This is a genomic window from Fastidiosibacter lacustris, assembly GCF_003428155.1.
GTDB classification, from domain to species: domain Bacteria; phylum Pseudomonadota; class Gammaproteobacteria; order Francisellales; family Francisellaceae; genus Caedibacter; species Caedibacter lacustris.
The window spans coordinates 1-15,099 of the sequence record NZ_QLIR01000002.1 but is presented as its reverse complement, the minus strand read 5'-3'; the positions used below and the strand labels follow the sequence as shown (position 1 = coordinate 15,099).

Genomic DNA, 15,099 nt, shown 5'->3' with positions numbered 1-15,099 from the left:
TTATATTATTTTCCAAACACTGCTATTGATTCCACATGAGTTGTATGTGGAAACATATCCATGACACCGGCAGATAATAGCTTATAACGTTTCTCATTTACTAAAATACCTGCATCACGTGCCAGTGTTGCCGGATCACATGACACATATACGATTCGCTTAGGATTAATTTTATCAATTTGCCTGCAAACCATTTCAGCACCTGCTCGTGGTGGATCTAATGACAGTTTGTTAAAGCGGTTCTCCAAAATCCATGGATGTTTAGAAATATCTTCAAATAAATTGCCAGGATAAAATGCTATATTTTCTAAACCATTTTTATTGGCATTGATTTTAGCACGCTGCGTCATTTCTAAATCGCCTTCAATACCAACCACATATTTGGCTTTTGTTGCCAATGGCAAACTAAAATTTCCTAAGCCGCAAAATAGATCCAGCACTACATCATCCTTATTTACATCAAGTAACTCTAATGCCTGTTTTAGCATTTTATTATTAATATCCTGATTCACCTGAGTAAAATCATTTGGAGCAAAATAAATATTCAAATCATAGTCATTAAGCCGATATGACATTTCAATGGGCTCTTGATCTACCATGGGATAGAATCGAGTGACCGTATCTGGTCCCTTAGCCTGTAAATAAATCCAGAAATGATGTACTTGAGCAAATACAGTTATTTTAGTTAGATCCTCATCACTAAAGGGTGCTAAATGTCGAATAATAAGTGCTGTTACTTTTTCATCTACCGCCACTTCAATCTGTGGGATTTCGCGATAAATTGACAAGTCTTGGATGAAATTTTGCAGTATTGTTAAATTATGCCCAATGTCTTGATGAAGTACTTGACATGAATCAATGTCTGCTAAAAAACGTCCATCACGCTCTCGAAAACCAACTAACACTTTGTTTTTTTTATGTACATAACGCACACCTAGTCTTGCTTTTGTACGGTAAGCCTCTGATGAAGCCGATCTTAACGGCAATAATATTTCTTTAGGGACTAAGCCAGCACCAAAATGCTTAAAGTGACTTAACAACGTTTGTTCTTTAAAGCGAATTTGCGCATCAGGAGAAATATGTTGAAAGGTACATCCACCACATATTTCAAAATATTGGCAAGGTGGAGTTACGCGTTCACTACTGGCATTAAGCACACGCACAAGTTTGCCTTCATCATAGCTTAACTTGCACTTGCTATATTCAAATTCGATCTCCTCTCCTGTTAATACGAAGGGGATAAAAGTGGTTTTTCCATTGATTTTAGCAATGCCACGCCCTTCGTGCGACATACTACTGATAACTGTACGGAACACCCCCTCAGGGACACTTTTTTTATTATTTTTGATCATTTATTAAATATTAAGGAAATTTTTAAGGTATCGCTTAGTTTAACGATTGGATATAAAATGTCATTGTTTTTTGACGTTTTTACTTCTTTTCACTGTAAAAGGCTTGTTCTTTTGCTAACCCATGTTTAAGCTAAAGTGGTTTTGTTTAAATTAGGTAATCAATCAACTGGAGTTATTATGAAAAAATTAGCCAAAATCACCTTATCATTATTAGTAAGTAGTGTACTTATATCTAGCGCATTTGCTGATGCTGATGTGATAAAAGAAACAGCTGTTGCTAAACCTACTGTTGTTACAAACACAGTAAGTCAGGATAATGTGGCCGATGCAAGTTATACTATTGGCTATTCAATTGGTAAAAACATGACTGAGCAATTACACCAACAAAATGTAACACTTGATATTGACAACTTAGAACAAGGTTTCACTGCGGGTATTAAAGGTAATAAGCCGAAACTCACTCAAGAGCAAATGGAGCAATCTATGCAGGCTTTCCAAAAAGAAATGGAAGCTAAAATGAAGGCAGATGAAGAAGCAGCTGAAGCAGAAGCTGCTAAAACCAAGACAGAATCTGAAGCTAACTTTAAAGCAACTACTAACAATGCTGAACACGCAGCAACAAGTGTCCAACCTTCTGTTGATAGCACAAAAGAAGCAGCTGATACAACAAACAATAACAATTAAGAATAATGGTTTTATTTTTCCTTTGATACTTTATTTATAGATGGGTGTTAGCTAAGTTTATTTAAATTTTTTATTTAAACCTTAAAATTAAATTTGAGATAATCAACTTCTCCACTAGATAATTATGTCACCTTGATTTCAAGATATATATGACAAAAACTGATCCATAGAGCAATATGTGTAACGCCAAATAATCAGCATGAATCTTTTTCATTTTAGCAATGACTCTGTTATAGTCTTTGCCGATACAGTTAAACAAATAAAATATGGAGTTTCATCAAAAATGAATATATCTAAAAAAATTTTAATTGGAGCTTTTGGCTCAGCCTTACTTGCAACTGCATTAGCTGGCTGTTCCAAATCAGAATCAAATGGTAACAACAAAGCTTCTAAAGAAGTGACTAAAAGTGTAGAAACACAAGTTGTAGCCGAACCTAAAGAAGCAATCGCTAAACCATCTATCAGCACCAATAATAAGCAAGAACTTCTCCAAAACGTAAGCTATACACTTGGCTATAGCGTTGCTGAAAATGTCACAGCTCAATTAAAAGCGCAAGGCGCAAGCCTTGACAATACTGCAATATTAACAGGATTCAAAGCAGGTATATCAGGTCAAGCTGGTAAATTTAACCCAGAGCAAATGCAAGACATTATGCAGACTTTCCAAAAAAGTTTAATGCTAACACAAGAAGCAAAACAAGTTAAATCTGTCATTGAAAACGCCAAAGCCCTCCTCTCTAATGAACAAACACCAACAGTTGGTCCCAAAGATGCCAAAGTGGCAGTCATTCAATTCTTTGACTATCAATGTGTATATTGTCACAAAATAGCGCCAATAATGGAAAAAGTCATGGATGCCAATCCAAATGTGAAATACATTTTCAAAGAATTCCCAATTTTCGGTCAGCGTTGGGAAGCTTCCCAATATGCAGCTGAAATGGGTATTGCTGCCTATATCTTAAATGGCTCTGAAGGGTACCTAAAATATCACAATGCTGTATTTGCAAAAGGGATTGATGAAGGCAAGCTAAGCATTAAAGATATTAATGATGTTGCCCAAAAATTAGGCATTGATGTCGCCAAAGCCGAAAGTCTAATTAAAGAGAAAAAAGTTACCGATAACATCGCAGCAGACATGAAGCTTGGTTTTGATAAACTTGGCATTCAAGGCACACCTGCTATTATCGTGATCCCATTAACAGGAGCAACAACTAATAATACAACGGTTATTCCAGGCTTTGCACCTCAAGCAACCATCCAAGATGCAATCAACAAAGCACAAGGAAAATAAAAAGCTCGCAAGTTTAAATGAACTCATTAAGCACAGTTCTAAAATTAACCGTCCCCACAAAATCTTACTTACTGCTTGACCTATCAAGTGGAAAAATAGATCGTATTTTTTCTTATTTTCAGTTAAAATAATTCTCACTTATGCTAATTGGTTTGTGATGCTTTTGCATTTCAACTCAAGTAACAAAAAAATAAATTGCTCCTTTACTTCCCTTCACGCTCACTGAAAAACGGTGAGATCTTTACTACAAAAGAAGAGGCAAAGAGATTGAGTCAACTTATTTTTATATCGTTACCAAGAGGGAATCTGGTGAAAATCCAGAGCTGACCCGCAGCGGTAATTGGAAACGAAAAACACGTTTATTTAGATTTGCATAAATAAAAAAGCACTGGTGTAAACTGGGAAGCTGTGTTGAGTAGGTGTTGTCAATACAACAACGTGTCCATAAAGCCCGAATACCTGCCATTAGTTGATAGATACCCAATGTGATTTTCTTGTTACGGGTATCAATTGTGTAAAACAGCTTTCGTGGGATGAAGCAGACACAGAGGTTAATATTTATTTAGTTACAATGATTCAACTTCTAAAGTTGAGTCTGCGTTTTATATTCCTTCTATGTGGTCTTTTGTTTTTACCCAGATTGATAATTTGATGTTATGTATTACATTAAACACACTACCATGATAAGGAAACAAAGCAATGAACGTTAACGTTACTAAAAGAAATGGTAAACTTGAAGCGGTTGATCTAGATAAGATTCATCGTGTATTAACTTGGGCTGCCGAAGGCTTGGAAGATGTGTCGGTTTCTCAAGTTGAAATTAATTCCCATATTCAACTTTATGAAGGGATGAAAACATCGGATATTCAAGCAATCATTGTTAAAAGTGCTGCTGATTTAATTTCTGAAAATACTCCTGATTACCAATATATGGCAGCACGTCTTGCTATTTTTCATTTACGCAAACTTGCTTATGGCGAATTTGAGCCACCTCATATTTATGATCATGTTAAAAAATTAGTTAAGGCAAAAAAATATGATTCTCATTTGCTTGAGGATTATAGTAAAGCTGAATTTGATCAAATGAATAAGCATATTGACCACTGGCGTGATATGAATTTCACCTATGCTGCGGTGAATCAAATGCAAGGCAAATACTTGGTACAAAATCGAGTTAGTGGTGAAATCTACGAAACACCCCAAATGCTTTACATTCTCGTAAGTGCCTGTTTATTCTCAAAGCATGACAAAACCACTCGCATGCGTTACGTGCTTGATTTTTATGATGCAATTAGCCAATTTAAACTTTCACTACCAACACCAATCATGGCGGGCGTTAGGACACCAACTAGACAATTTAGCTCATGTGTATTAATTGACACGGATGACAGCCTAGATTCGATCAATGCTTCTGCTTCGGCGACTGTAAAATACGTTTCTCAACGTGCGGGTATTGGTATTAATGCTGGAAAGATTCGAGCTTTGGGAAGTGAAATCCGAAAAGGGGAAGCCCTCCACACGGGTTGTATTCCTTTTTATAAATATTTTCAAACAGCCGTTAAATCTTGTTCGCAAGGTGGTGTAAGGGGAGGTGCTGCAACGCTTTTTTATCCTATTTGGCACTTAGAAGCAGAATCTTTACTTGTGCTTAAAAATAATCGTGGTGTTGAAGATAATCGTATTCGCCATCTAGATTATGGTGTACAGATCAATAGACTGATGTATCAACGCTTAATCAATCAGCAAAATATCACGCTGTTTAGTCCCGCAGATGTGCCTGGCTTATACGAAGCTTTTTTTGCTGATCAAGATGAGTTTGAAAGATTATATGGCGCTTATGAAGATGATCCAAGCATTCGCAAAAAGACAATTAAAGCTACTGAGCTTTTTTCCATCTTAATGCAAGAACGTGCGCAAACTGGTCGCATTTATATTCAGAATGTTGACCATAGCAATACACATTCCGCATTTAATAGTAAACTTGCACCTATTAAGCAATCTAATTTGTGTATGGAAATCACACTGCCTACTAAACCCTTGGTCAATATTTCTGATGATAAGGGTGAAATTGCCCTTTGTACACTTTCTGCCTTTAACCTTGGGGCTTTAACATCTTTAGATGAGCTTGAGTATTTAGCGGAGCTTATTGTAAAAGCACTTGATAATTTGTTGGATTACCAAAACTATCCTCTGACTAGTGCTGAAATTCCCGCTAAGGCTAGACGTAGTTTAGGCGTGGGGGTCATTAACTTTGCTTATTTCTTAGCAAAAAATAACGTGCGTTATAGTGATGGCAGCGCTAATGAGATTGCACATAAGGCTTTTGAAGCGATTCAGTATTATTTACTTAAAGCATCGAATAACCTCGCTAAAGAAAAATCACCTTGCGAATGGTTCCATGAGACAACTTATGCTCAAGGACTCTTACCTATTGATCATTACAAAAAAACCATTGACCAGTTTTCTTCTTATCCTTTACAACTAGACTGGGAAACATTGAGAAAGAATATTAAAAAATACGGTCTTCGCAACTCAACTTTAAGTGCTATCATGCCATCTGAAACTTCTTCTCAAATTTCAAACGCTACCAATGGTATTGAGCCACCGCGCGGACTAGTTTCAATTAAACAAAGTAAAGATGGTGTATTGAAACAAGTCGTTCCTGACATTAAGCGATATAGATACAATTATGAACTTTTATGGCAAATTCCAAACAATTCAGGCTATTTAAAAATTTGCGCTATTATTCAGAAATTTATTGATCAATCAATTTCTGCAAACACCAACTATGACCCTATGCACTACCCTGATCAAAAGGTCCCCATGCAAACTTTACTTGGCGACCTTTTAACGGCCTATAGATATGGCTTGAAAACACTTTATTATCATAACACTCGTGATCATGCTGAACAAAAAACAGTACAGACAATTGATGAATGTGAATCCGGGGCATGTAAAATTTAAGGTAATTGACAATGATTAATCCATATATATACTCTACATTTCAAACACAATCTAATAACCCATTAAATGAACCGATCTTTTTCGGCAAAGCGGTCAATGTATCTCGTTTTGATCAACAGAAACACCCTATTTTTGAACGCCTCATCGAAAAGCAGTTGTCTTTCTTTTGGCGTCCAGAAGAAATTGATTTAAGCCGTGATCGAATCGATTTCCAAAAATTCAATGACAATGAATGTCATATTTTTCTATCTAATTTACAGTATCAAACCCTATTGGATTCCGTACAAGGCAGAAGTCCAAACCTTGCCTTTTTACCGTTAGTATCCTTACCTGAACTTGAAACCTGGGTGGAAACATGGAGTTTTTCGGAAACTATACATAGCCGATCCTATACTCATATAGTACGTTCACTTTTAGATAATCCAAGTCCAATATTTAATGAAATTATTGGAACTAAGGAAATCAGAGAACGTGCAGGAGACATTACTTGTTATTATGATGATCTAATCCTTAAAACACAATTATTGCAATCTAGAGGGGAAGGTACTTATGAAGTAGAAGGAAACATCATAGAGGTTACTTCCCGCTCAGTCAAAAAGGCACTGTATTTAGCCCTCCATGCAGTTAATGCCCTTGAGGCTATTCGCTTTTATGTTAGTTTTGCTTGTACCTTTGCATTTTCAGAACAAAAGAAATTAGAAGGCTGCGGTAAGATTATGAAGCTTATTGCACGCGATGAAGCACTTCATTTAACAAGCACTCAGCATATGATTAATATTATTCTAGAAGGCAAAGACGGTGATCCTGAGTTCACTCAAATTGCCCATAATTCACAACTAGAAGCACAAAACATTTTTAAAAAAGCTGTCGAACAAGAAAAAGCATGGGCAAAATACCTATTCTCTAAAGGCTCAATTTTAGGTTTAAATGAACAAATTCTTTGCCAGTATATAGACTATTTAGCTAAAGAGCGTATGCAAGCCGTAGGCTTAAACACAAGTGACATCCAAACACCCAAAAGCAACCCTATTCCTTGGATTAATACCTATCTTAACTCTGATAATGTCCAAGTAGCACCTCAAGAAACTGAAATTAGTTCATATCTAGTTGGTCAAATCGACAGCAATGTCGCTGAAAATGCTTTTAGTGATTTTGAGTTATAAACGATGACTGTGATTAAATATAATAAGCATGTCATTGAAACAACAAGCAAGGATAAAAGTATTTTAGAAATACTTGAACAAAATCAAATTTCACCCAACTTTCAATGTCGCAATGGCATCTGTGGGACATGTCGCTGCAAATTAATAAAAGGTCATATTCACTATCTAAAAATGCCTTTGGCCTTTACTAAAGAAAATGAAATATTAATTTGCATTGCAAATGCTCATCATTTTATAGAGTTAGAGACATAAGAATTTATAGAAATCAGACAGTCAAACAACGTTTAACTAAATAAAAACCAATAGTAACCGCAACCATTGAGATAATAACGCTCAATACAATATAAGTCATCGCCTTTGTCCATTCACCTTTTTGAAACAACATCAGTGCATCTAAACTAAAACTAGAAAAAGTGGTAAACCCGCCTATAAATCCGGTAATAAGAAGTGCACGCGCATGATGTGTTGAAACGTTTACCCAAAAGCGCTCTTCTAATAAAAATGCAGCAACTATTCCAATAGCAAAACAACCAACCACATTAACGATAAAAATGCCAAAAGGAAAAGACTTTCCCAAAAGCTTAGCCCCTAGTTCTGATACACCAAAACGACATACTGAGCCTAAGCCACCACCGATACCAACAAATAATAAAGTTAACATATTTTCTCCTTTTAAGTTTAATTCTTACCTAATAAATTAGGCGTCATCAATCTTAAAGGATAGTTTAAGCTTTTTTCTCAAAATAGCTTAGGAAGTACGCCATTTCCTGCGTAAAATTGTACCATAAATTATAGATATTTTACATTGACCAAATGATAAACTTTTACTTTTTTTATGATATGCAGCAAATTTATTAGTTAATAGCTTTCTTTTATGATATAAAAACGCCCTAACAAAATAATTAACTCGTTAATGGAGGCTAACGATGATGACAGAAAAAGAACTACTAAACATGCCTGAAGATGCGTATATGAACGAAGAACAGCTAGCTTTTTTTAAGGAATTATTACTTCAGCAAAAACAAGAGTTAACTGCAGCAATAGACGATGCTAAAAAAAGCCTGGCGGAGTCTGAACGCAATACCGATTTAAATGACGTTGCAACGTCTCAAGAAATACAGCAGCTTTACTTACGCACAGTAGACCGCCAAAGTAAACTCCTACGTAAAGTTAATGAATCACTTCGTCACATAGAAAACGGTGATTATGGCTATTGTGAGCTAACAGGTGAACCCATAGGTTTACAGAGATTATTAGCAAGACCCACTGCTACTTTGTCAGTACAAGCAAAAGAAATTCAAGAACACCAAGAAAAAACTCAAGGGATTATCAAAGCATAATCTATTCTAAAAATCAGGTGTTCATCGACCTTCTTTGTTATGCTTTTCATCAAACAAGCGATCGCCTGCATTAGCGGGGTGATCGGGATCGTCACTGATTTCTAAATATTTATTACGAATTATCTTTTCATCTACATATAAAGTAAAACGATAACCAACATACATAGAAATTGCCAGCATAATAATAATTATGATATACCACATTTTATTTTCCTCTAAATTAATTAATAGAATGTATGCTCATTATTCTTAAGAGTATCTTTATCTAACTTAGCTTTATTACGCCATGCCACACGAAAGCCCCAAAATTTATAGCTAATGATCAAAATCATACTTACCACAGTAATATAGAACATACCCATCAAACTATATGGTGATGATGAAACATTCCAAATCGTTAGGCTTTGACTACCCAATCCAGCATTTCCAACCCAACTAGACGGCACAACAAAAGGGAAAAGTGCAAATGCACCTGCATACATCACCGCAGCAATAGACAATGCTGAACACCAATACGCCAATGCAGCATTTTTACCTTTCAATAACCATGCCAGTATCAACATCACATAACAAATAACAGGAACAAGCCACATCCATGTGTGTAATGTGTAATTATTCATCCAACCACCTGTTATAAGACTGACTTGGGTATTATAGGTAAGTGTTTGTGGCATCTGAATAACAATCATGCCAGGTAGCACCCATAGCAACATGAAAAAACCAAGTGTCATCAATATCAAACTAGATAAGATAAAGATATTTGCAAGTCGACGAAAATAACACCCCAACTCACCATCCAGACGGCGATTCAGATGCAAACAACCATGTGTCAGCGACATGCTTAGGACTAACAATGCAACTAATACAGCAAAGGGCGACAATACACTAGCAAAGGCGTTGCCGATATAGACTGAACGCATCATAAAATCATCATGATAAAACGGCAAGCCATAAAAAAGCGAACCCAACACCAATCCAAAAATAATCAAAGGAATGAAACTACTAATGAACAATCCCCAATCCCAAAATTTACGCCAACCATCACCCTCTAATTTACTACGGTAATCAAATCCTGGCGGGCGCAAAAATAAAGTAAATAGCACAAGCAGTAAAGCTGGGTATAGCCCTGAAAAAACCGTACCATAAACAGCAGGCCAAATTCCAAAAAGCGCTCCTCCTGCAATAATAATCCACGTTTGATTACCATCCCATGTAGGAGCAATCGTGTTAAGTGCCAATCTACGCTCAATATCATTATCTTTAAAATTTTTATGCCTAGTCATAAAAGGCATCATAATGGTGACACCAAAATCACAACCCGCTGTCGTTGCATATAAAATCAAAATAAAGACGATAATCGCCCACCAAATCAGTTGCAAAGTAGTATAATCAAACAACATCAGATACCCCCTTTGTACTATCATAGCGACCGTTTCCCAAAGATTTAGGTCCTTTTCTTGCAACCTTAAACATAATAATTAACTCAATGATAAATAACCCAAAGTATAGCAAGGCAAAAAAAGCAAGACTCACGACAATGTTCCACGACACTAACGTAGAAACACCCAAACTCGTTGGTAATATACCATTTATTACCCAGGGTTGACGCCCCATTTCCGCGACAATCCAACCAGCTTCTGAAGCAATATAAGGCAATGGAATAGAGAATAATGATAGCCACAAAAACCATCGGTAACGCAACAAAGAGCGCCTTAGTACGTGTACTGCTCCAAAAGTCATCACAAAGAAGACCACACACCAGCAAGCAAGCATAATCCGGAAAGCATAAAAAACAGGCCACACTTGAGGAATAGTGTCTTTTACTGCTTTATTTAATTCTGCTGAGCTTGAATTGTATGGATCTTTTGCATGTGCTTGCAAAATAAAGGCGTAGCCAATATTATCACGATATTTTTTGGTTACCTCGTTTTTAGGATCAAATACTTCAAAATCTTTCGCAGTTGCATTACCATTTCTAACCCTCTCTAATGCTTTCAATGCCACTAAACCATCATAAATACGTTTTTCATTTTGCTGCATAATAGGTTTTAAACCATCCACTGTGGCTTTTAAATTATGGCCTGTAATCAGACTCAGCATCCACGGTATTTTGATATCAAAATAATTAATCTCATTCTCTTGTGAAGGAAAGGCAATCACTGACCACGCGGCAGGCGCTTTTTGAGTTTCCCATTGCCCCTCAATCGCTGCCATTTTAGCTGGCTCATACTTATCCACAGCTAAACCATTAGCATCACCCAAAAAGAAAATAAAAACAGATGAACATAAGCCAAAGCCCAATCCAACTGCAAGTGAGCGCATTGCAAAACCAGTGTTTCTTTTACGCAATAAATACCACGCACTGATACCCACAACAAAGGCAGCTGAAATCAAATATCCTGCAAAGGCAACATGTCCAATTCGAATTTGTGCCAACTCTTGCATATATAACTCACCAAAGCTTGTTAGTTGCATTTGCATGGTTGTTGGATTTAAAAAAGTTGCCACTGGGTGTTGCATCCAGCTATTTGCAACCAAAATATTGACAATAGATAAGTTGGTTCCCAAAGCTAAGAAAAAGGTAATAAGCAAATGTGTCTTATTACTCACTTTATCCCAAGTAAAAAAGAATAAGCCAAATAAGGTTGCTTCAGTCATAAAGGCCGTTAAACCTTCAATTGCTAAAACCGTACCAAAGCTCTCACCGATAAAGCGCGAAAAATATGCCCAGTTTAAACCAAACTCAAACTCCATGGTGATGCCTGTCACCACACCCATCGCAAAATTGATGGCAAAAAGCTTACCCCAAAACTTAACCATATCACGATAGACAGGTCTTCCAGTTTTGACATAAGCAGCTTCCATAATAAACAAAATCCATGATAAACCTAACGTCAATGGTACAAATACAAAGTGAAAGATTGCTGTAAAAGCAAATTGACTACGTGATAAGTCAACAAACACCTGTGAGATATCCATCAGCATGTTTACTCCAAATTCTTGCTTAAGCTTTACTGCTGGGATTCTAATTACTTATGACGGGATTGCAAGCTTAACAGCAACTTAATTCTTTATGCATTTTATAATTTTTAGTTACTTGACAGCCTCTTTCCTTAGCTTTCTGGCAAGTTTATCTAACAATCCATTGACAAAGCGATGTCCTTCTTCTGTTCCTAATTCTTTTGCTTGATCAACATATTCGTTTAATACCACTTGATATGGTACATCTAAGCAATCTAAAAGCTCATATACTCCCAAACGTAACACCGCTAAATCAATTGGGTTAATAGATGATAAATTGTTTACAGCATACTCATTGATCTTACTATCAATTACTTGTTTATTTTTATCCACGCCATCTAGCAAACGGTAGAAAAAATCCCACTCCACAGCATGACGATCGACATTGTCTGTATAAAACTGTAGCTTCAACTCGTTAATTAAAGTATCAGCAAGCGATTGTTGATAAAGAGCTTGAATAGCATGAAAACGCGCACGTCTGCGCTCTTTTATTTTTAAAGACATCGATAAAACCTTATAGTATGATGATTCGTTTAAAATACGACCGCAAATTATAACGGATTGCCCATTAATGTGATAGCCATAATTATTTTTTTCTCTATACACAATGTTTTTTACTACCTTTGCTTTATTGTACTTTTTTTGTGGACTATTATTTCCGGCAGCAACTCTTTATGCATCTGCTGCAATTGAAGATAAAGCCTCGGCATCTTCTATGATGAGTTTTATAAACATGGGCTCTGCTATGCTCTTTGTCATTATAATGGGATATTTACCAGGCAATCCACTGGAACAGCTTATATTAACTATCACGTTATTTTTAGCCATTTTGTTTGCCTCTGACATACACTATCTTTATAAAAAAAGAAACCCATGAAAAGGTTAAAAATAAAAAAATTAAATCATGGTGGGTCGTGCAGGATTCGACTTATATCGACAAAATTTCTTTATTAAAGGCAATATGTGATTTATATTTACTTTTAATATACACTCTATTATACACTTAGAACGGTAGTGTTTTCTTTTGCCATTTTTGATTGAATATCTTACATATATTTATTTATGACAAAAGAAAACACTACCGACTTAAAAAACAAAGCCCTGAAAATGGCTTTAATCATCTGCGCAATCCAGAGTAGCTATAAGGACTTTACAAGAATCAGCGGTAATCTCTCCCTCCAATACTGGATTTGCAAGGCAATAAATTACATTTGCAATTTCATTATGCTTCTTCTCTTCAAACTCCAAGTCTTGACGACATTCAATTAAATTTGCCCAGTCTTCGAGTTCTTGAGCCGAGTAATCCCCAGCAAGGAAACGCTTCAATACCTCCCGAATTTGGGAGACCATAACAATCAGAGGTTGACCCTCATAGTCCCAATCAAACTTTGACAAGCTTTCAGCTAGAATACTTACAGGCTTATTGAGTGTAATTAAATCTTTTAGTACATCGAATCGATCCATGCCACAACCTCCTACGGATATGTCCTGCCGTTAAGCTTGTCCTTAACGTGAACAATATTTCCTTGTGGGTCATATGTGGTTTTGGTAACCTGAATCGTTTGACCGTTGACATCTATTTGCTTTTCGTAAACAGCTTTTGAGCCTGGGACTTTTCCAGGCGAAGTAGCCTGAGCCGCTACACCACCATTGGGCAGTTCGCGAAGTTCAACGCTGTCTTTTGAGTTAGATGGTATTTTTTTCTGGAAACGCTTGAGATTCGCCGCCTGTTCTGCATTTGGCGCTGCCTTCTTTGGAACAAAGAAACCGTCAATAAAGTCAACAAAAAACTGGCTCCCTGCCGTGGTAGCTTGAACCGTTGCCTGCTGGTTGGCATAGCCATGCCACAAATATCGAACGAGACTGTCGGTGCCACTACATTCAGAAACGCAGTCTTCGTTGGCATACCGGTATGCAGCTTCTGCAGTTGTCGGCAGCCAAAGCTGACCAGCAACAATGGCCAACACAAGGAACAAAATCGTTCGCATCATTGCGGCCATTGTTCAAACTTCCAGCAATGTCTCGTCATACCAGACATCTTCATAATCGCCTGCGATCAAAAATCGCCACCCAGGCGGCAGACCTAGATATTTCTGCGCCTGTGGGCACCAATCCGACAAATGCTCCACATGTAGCGGTTTAAAGAAATCGGGATCAGCAGATAGTTCTTCTCCTGCCCAGATATACCAGCCTGTGGTATCGCCCTCGGGCGGATGGCGCAACCCATTTATTGGCGTTACCCCTTCCAGGACATTGAGAGCAATCCCCACCTTCATATCCAATGGCGAAGGGTAATAGGTGGTACCGAACTTTTCGCAAACCTCTTTCTGCGAGCTTTCGATTGCATCAGTCAAGACCCAACTCCTTCTTCATCTGTTGAGAATAGCGGCTCATATCCGCGCCTTGCCTCGCCGAGCATGTTGGGCACTGTGGTTGCACAGCATCAACACTGCGCATCCACGTCGTATCTATAGTTCCGGTTTCGTAATACTCCTTAACCAATGGATTTTTGTGATCGGCGACCTGCTTGGGAGTGACAGCTCCGCAATCAACGCAAGGTTTTCCTTGGATGGATGCCCGTTGCTCGACAGTAGTTGCACCAGGCGGACGTTTATAGGCTTTCGTAATGTCTGGTGTGCCCTTTGCAACTGCACCCTCTGCAACAGTAGTCACAAACTCACGTATTTTACCTGCTTCATGGCTAGCTTGAGTTATTTTCCCAGTTGCAACACTTGCCTTAACACTCTCCGCAATAAGCTTGGGTGCCACGACTTTTGCCAGTAGCATTCCGCCTTTTACATAGGTACCACCATATAACAATCCTAATCCTAAAGATGCCGCGGTACCCGTATAGTAAGCAGCCGCATTTGTCCGCCCGTTTTCATATCCAAACCCTGTTAAGCCAAATGTCGTATCATCCATAAAACCATTGGCAAAATGGGTGGCTAAACGTTTAATATAATCCGATAAATCTAGCCCTGTTTGTAGTTGAAGGCTATGTAACGGTCGACTATTATGAAACGCTTTGAAAACAAATGGTGTAAGATCCTTAGCGCATCCCCATATAGCGAATAGGCAGACATATGAGTAAAAACAATTAACCCATTTATCTAAGTTGGAATATTTAGCACATCCTTTAATCCCATCTGCTATTAAATCATACAGTCCAGTTGGATCAATCACATTAACTGGGTTATTGCTCGCATAGGCATAAGGGTGTACATTTCCACCTGCTAAAATATCTAAAGCATCAGGCTGTAAATATCCACCAAGCTTAGGGTGAA

General features: G+C 37.4%; 17 protein-coding genes and 1 riboswitch. Of the genes, 6 read left to right on the top strand and 11 right to left on the bottom strand.

The features are described 5' to 3' along the window. Positions 1 to 5: 5 nt before the first annotated feature. On the bottom strand, positions 6 to 1,352 hold the full coding sequence (rlmD, locus tag DNJ77_RS01375; protein ID WP_116963208.1) for a 23S rRNA (uracil(1939)-C(5))-methyltransferase RlmD: 1,347 nt from the start codon (positions 1,350 to 1,352) through the stop codon (positions 6 to 8). Positions 1,353 to 1,529: 177 nt separating this feature from the next. Here rlmD and DNJ77_RS01370 point away from each other — a divergent pair, with 177 nt between their 5' ends. The 5 genes from DNJ77_RS01370 to yfaE all read left to right on the top strand — a co-directional run bounded on the left by DNJ77_RS01370 (position 1,530) and on the right by yfaE (position 7,706). Further along, entirely contained in the window at positions 1,530 to 2,036 is a 507-nt protein-coding gene (locus tag DNJ77_RS01370) for an FKBP-type peptidyl-prolyl cis-trans isomerase N-terminal domain-containing protein (protein WP_157966539.1), read from the top strand. Positions 2,037 to 2,319: 283 nt separating this feature from the next. Then, positions 2,320 to 3,327: a DsbA family protein gene (locus DNJ77_RS01365; RefSeq protein WP_157966538.1), complete on the top strand. Its 1,008-nt coding sequence runs from the start codon at positions 2,320 to 2,322 to the stop codon at positions 3,325 to 3,327. A 263-nt stretch (positions 3,328 to 3,590) separates the two neighbouring features. Beyond that, positions 3,591 to 3,808, top strand: a riboswitch (cobalamin riboswitch). Positions 3,809 to 4,026: 218 nt separating this feature from the next. Continuing rightward, entirely contained in the window at positions 4,027 to 6,291 is a 2,265-nt protein-coding gene (gene nrdA / locus DNJ77_RS01360) for a class 1a ribonucleoside-diphosphate reductase subunit alpha (RefSeq protein WP_116963205.1), read from the top strand. 11 nt (positions 6,292 to 6,302) lie between these two features. Continuing rightward, a complete protein-coding gene (gene nrdB, locus DNJ77_RS01355) occupies positions 6,303 to 7,454 on the top strand; it encodes a class Ia ribonucleoside-diphosphate reductase subunit beta (RefSeq protein WP_116963204.1) in 1,152 nt (383 codons plus the stop codon). A 3-nt stretch (positions 7,455 to 7,457) separates the two neighbouring features. Next, positions 7,458 to 7,706: a class I ribonucleotide reductase maintenance protein YfaE gene (gene yfaE, locus DNJ77_RS01350; protein ID WP_116963203.1), complete on the top strand. Its 249-nt coding sequence runs from the start codon at positions 7,458 to 7,460 to the stop codon at positions 7,704 to 7,706. A gap of 13 nt (positions 7,707 to 7,719) precedes the next feature. On the opposite strand, the gene crcB is transcribed toward yfaE, so the two are convergent. After that, positions 7,720 to 8,115, bottom strand: a complete 396-nt coding sequence (gene crcB, locus DNJ77_RS01345) for a fluoride efflux transporter CrcB (protein WP_116963202.1) — start codon at positions 8,113 to 8,115, stop codon at positions 7,720 to 7,722. A 265-nt stretch (positions 8,116 to 8,380) separates the two neighbouring features. Here crcB and dksA point away from each other — a divergent pair, with 265 nt between their 5' ends. Next, on the top strand, positions 8,381 to 8,794 hold the full coding sequence (gene dksA / locus DNJ77_RS01340) for an RNA polymerase-binding protein DksA (RefSeq protein ID WP_204723352.1): 414 nt from the start codon (positions 8,381 to 8,383) through the stop codon (positions 8,792 to 8,794). Between the two features lie 21 nt (positions 8,795 to 8,815). On the opposite strand, the gene DNJ77_RS01335 is transcribed toward dksA, so the two are convergent. From DNJ77_RS01335 to DNJ77_RS01295, 9 genes are all read right to left on the bottom strand, one after another. Next, positions 8,816 to 8,998 carry a hypothetical protein gene (locus tag DNJ77_RS01335; protein ID WP_116963201.1) on the bottom strand — a complete coding sequence of 61 codons (183 nt, stop codon included), beginning with the start codon at positions 8,996 to 8,998 and terminating at the stop codon, positions 8,816 to 8,818. A gap of 20 nt (positions 8,999 to 9,018) precedes the next feature. Continuing rightward, a complete protein-coding gene (gene cydB, locus DNJ77_RS01330) occupies positions 9,019 to 10,194 on the bottom strand; it encodes a cytochrome d ubiquinol oxidase subunit II (RefSeq protein WP_157966537.1) in 1,176 nt (391 codons plus the stop codon). Then, positions 10,184 to 11,773 (bottom strand): cytochrome ubiquinol oxidase subunit I, encoded by a 1,590-nt coding sequence (locus DNJ77_RS01325; protein WP_116963407.1) that lies wholly within the window; start codon positions 11,771 to 11,773, stop codon positions 10,184 to 10,186. The genes cydB and DNJ77_RS01325 overlap by 11 nt, the downstream gene beginning before the upstream one ends. A 114-nt stretch (positions 11,774 to 11,887) precedes the next feature. Then, complete coding sequence (gene nusB, locus DNJ77_RS01320; RefSeq protein WP_157966536.1) at positions 11,888 to 12,319, bottom strand: transcription antitermination factor NusB; 432 nt, start codon at positions 12,317 to 12,319, stop codon at positions 11,888 to 11,890. A 168-nt stretch (positions 12,320 to 12,487) separates the two neighbouring features. After that, positions 12,488 to 12,661 (bottom strand): hypothetical protein, encoded by a 174-nt coding sequence (locus DNJ77_RS09895; protein ID WP_157966535.1) that lies wholly within the window; start codon positions 12,659 to 12,661, stop codon positions 12,488 to 12,490. Positions 12,662 to 12,928: 267 nt separating this feature from the next. Next, positions 12,929 to 13,279 (bottom strand): hypothetical protein, encoded by a 351-nt coding sequence (locus tag DNJ77_RS01310; RefSeq protein ID WP_116963198.1) that lies wholly within the window; start codon positions 13,277 to 13,279, stop codon positions 12,929 to 12,931. An 11-nt stretch (positions 13,280 to 13,290) separates the two neighbouring features. Next, on the bottom strand, positions 13,291 to 13,815 hold the full coding sequence (locus tag DNJ77_RS10030; protein WP_204723351.1) for a hypothetical protein: 525 nt from the start codon (positions 13,813 to 13,815) through the stop codon (positions 13,291 to 13,293). Positions 13,816 to 13,818: 3 nt separating this feature from the next. Further along, on the bottom strand, positions 13,819 to 14,169 hold the full coding sequence (locus DNJ77_RS01300; protein WP_116963197.1) for an immunity protein Imm33 domain-containing protein: 351 nt from the start codon (positions 14,167 to 14,169) through the stop codon (positions 13,819 to 13,821). Continuing rightward, positions 14,162 to 15,099 (bottom strand): RHS repeat-associated core domain-containing protein (locus DNJ77_RS01295; RefSeq protein WP_275667741.1); only part of this gene is annotated, 938 nt, incomplete at its 5' end. The genes DNJ77_RS01295 and DNJ77_RS01300, both read right to left, overlap by 8 nt.

What these genes read in the sequence shown, in the direction of transcription:
- DNJ77_RS09895 (WP_157966535.1), bottom strand. Translation starts at nt 12,661, where the DNA reads ATGTCAGAGGCAAACAAAATGGCTAAAAATAACGTGATAGTTAATATA.
- nusB (WP_157966536.1), bottom strand. Translation starts at nt 12,319, where the DNA reads ATGTCTTTAAAAATAAAAGAGCGCAGACGTGCGCGTTTTCATGCTATT.
- nrdB (WP_116963204.1), top strand. Translation starts at nt 6,303, where the DNA reads ATGATTAATCCATATATATACTCTACATTTCAAACACAATCTAATAAC.
- DNJ77_RS10030 (WP_204723351.1), bottom strand. Translation starts at nt 13,815, where the DNA reads ATGGCCGCAATGATGCGAACGATTTTGTTCCTTGTGTTGGCCATTGTT.
- DNJ77_RS01370 (WP_157966539.1), top strand. Translation starts at nt 1,530, where the DNA reads ATGAAAAAATTAGCCAAAATCACCTTATCATTATTAGTAAGTAGTGTA.
- DNJ77_RS01365 (WP_157966538.1), top strand. Translation starts at nt 2,320, where the DNA reads ATGAATATATCTAAAAAAATTTTAATTGGAGCTTTTGGCTCAGCCTTA.
- nrdA (WP_116963205.1), top strand. Translation starts at nt 4,027, where the DNA reads ATGAACGTTAACGTTACTAAAAGAAATGGTAAACTTGAAGCGGTTGAT.
- dksA (WP_204723352.1), top strand. Translation starts at nt 8,381, where the DNA reads ATGATGACAGAAAAAGAACTACTAAACATGCCTGAAGATGCGTATATG.
- cydB (WP_157966537.1), bottom strand. Translation starts at nt 10,194, where the DNA reads ATGTTGTTTGATTATACTACTTTGCAACTGATTTGGTGGGCGATTATC.
- yfaE (WP_116963203.1), top strand. Translation starts at nt 7,458, where the DNA reads ATGACTGTGATTAAATATAATAAGCATGTCATTGAAACAACAAGCAAG.
- DNJ77_RS01335 (WP_116963201.1), bottom strand. Translation starts at nt 8,998, where the DNA reads ATGTGGTATATCATAATTATTATTATGCTGGCAATTTCTATGTATGTT.
- DNJ77_RS01325 (WP_116963407.1), bottom strand. Translation starts at nt 11,773, where the DNA reads ATGGATATCTCACAGGTGTTTGTTGACTTATCACGTAGTCAATTTGCT.
- DNJ77_RS01310 (WP_116963198.1), bottom strand. Translation starts at nt 13,279, where the DNA reads ATGGATCGATTCGATGTACTAAAAGATTTAATTACACTCAATAAGCCT.
- rlmD (WP_116963208.1), bottom strand. Translation starts at nt 1,352, where the DNA reads ATGATCAAAAATAATAAAAAAAGTGTCCCTGAGGGGGTGTTCCGTACA.
- crcB (WP_116963202.1), bottom strand. Translation starts at nt 8,115, where the DNA reads ATGTTAACTTTATTATTTGTTGGTATCGGTGGTGGCTTAGGCTCAGTA.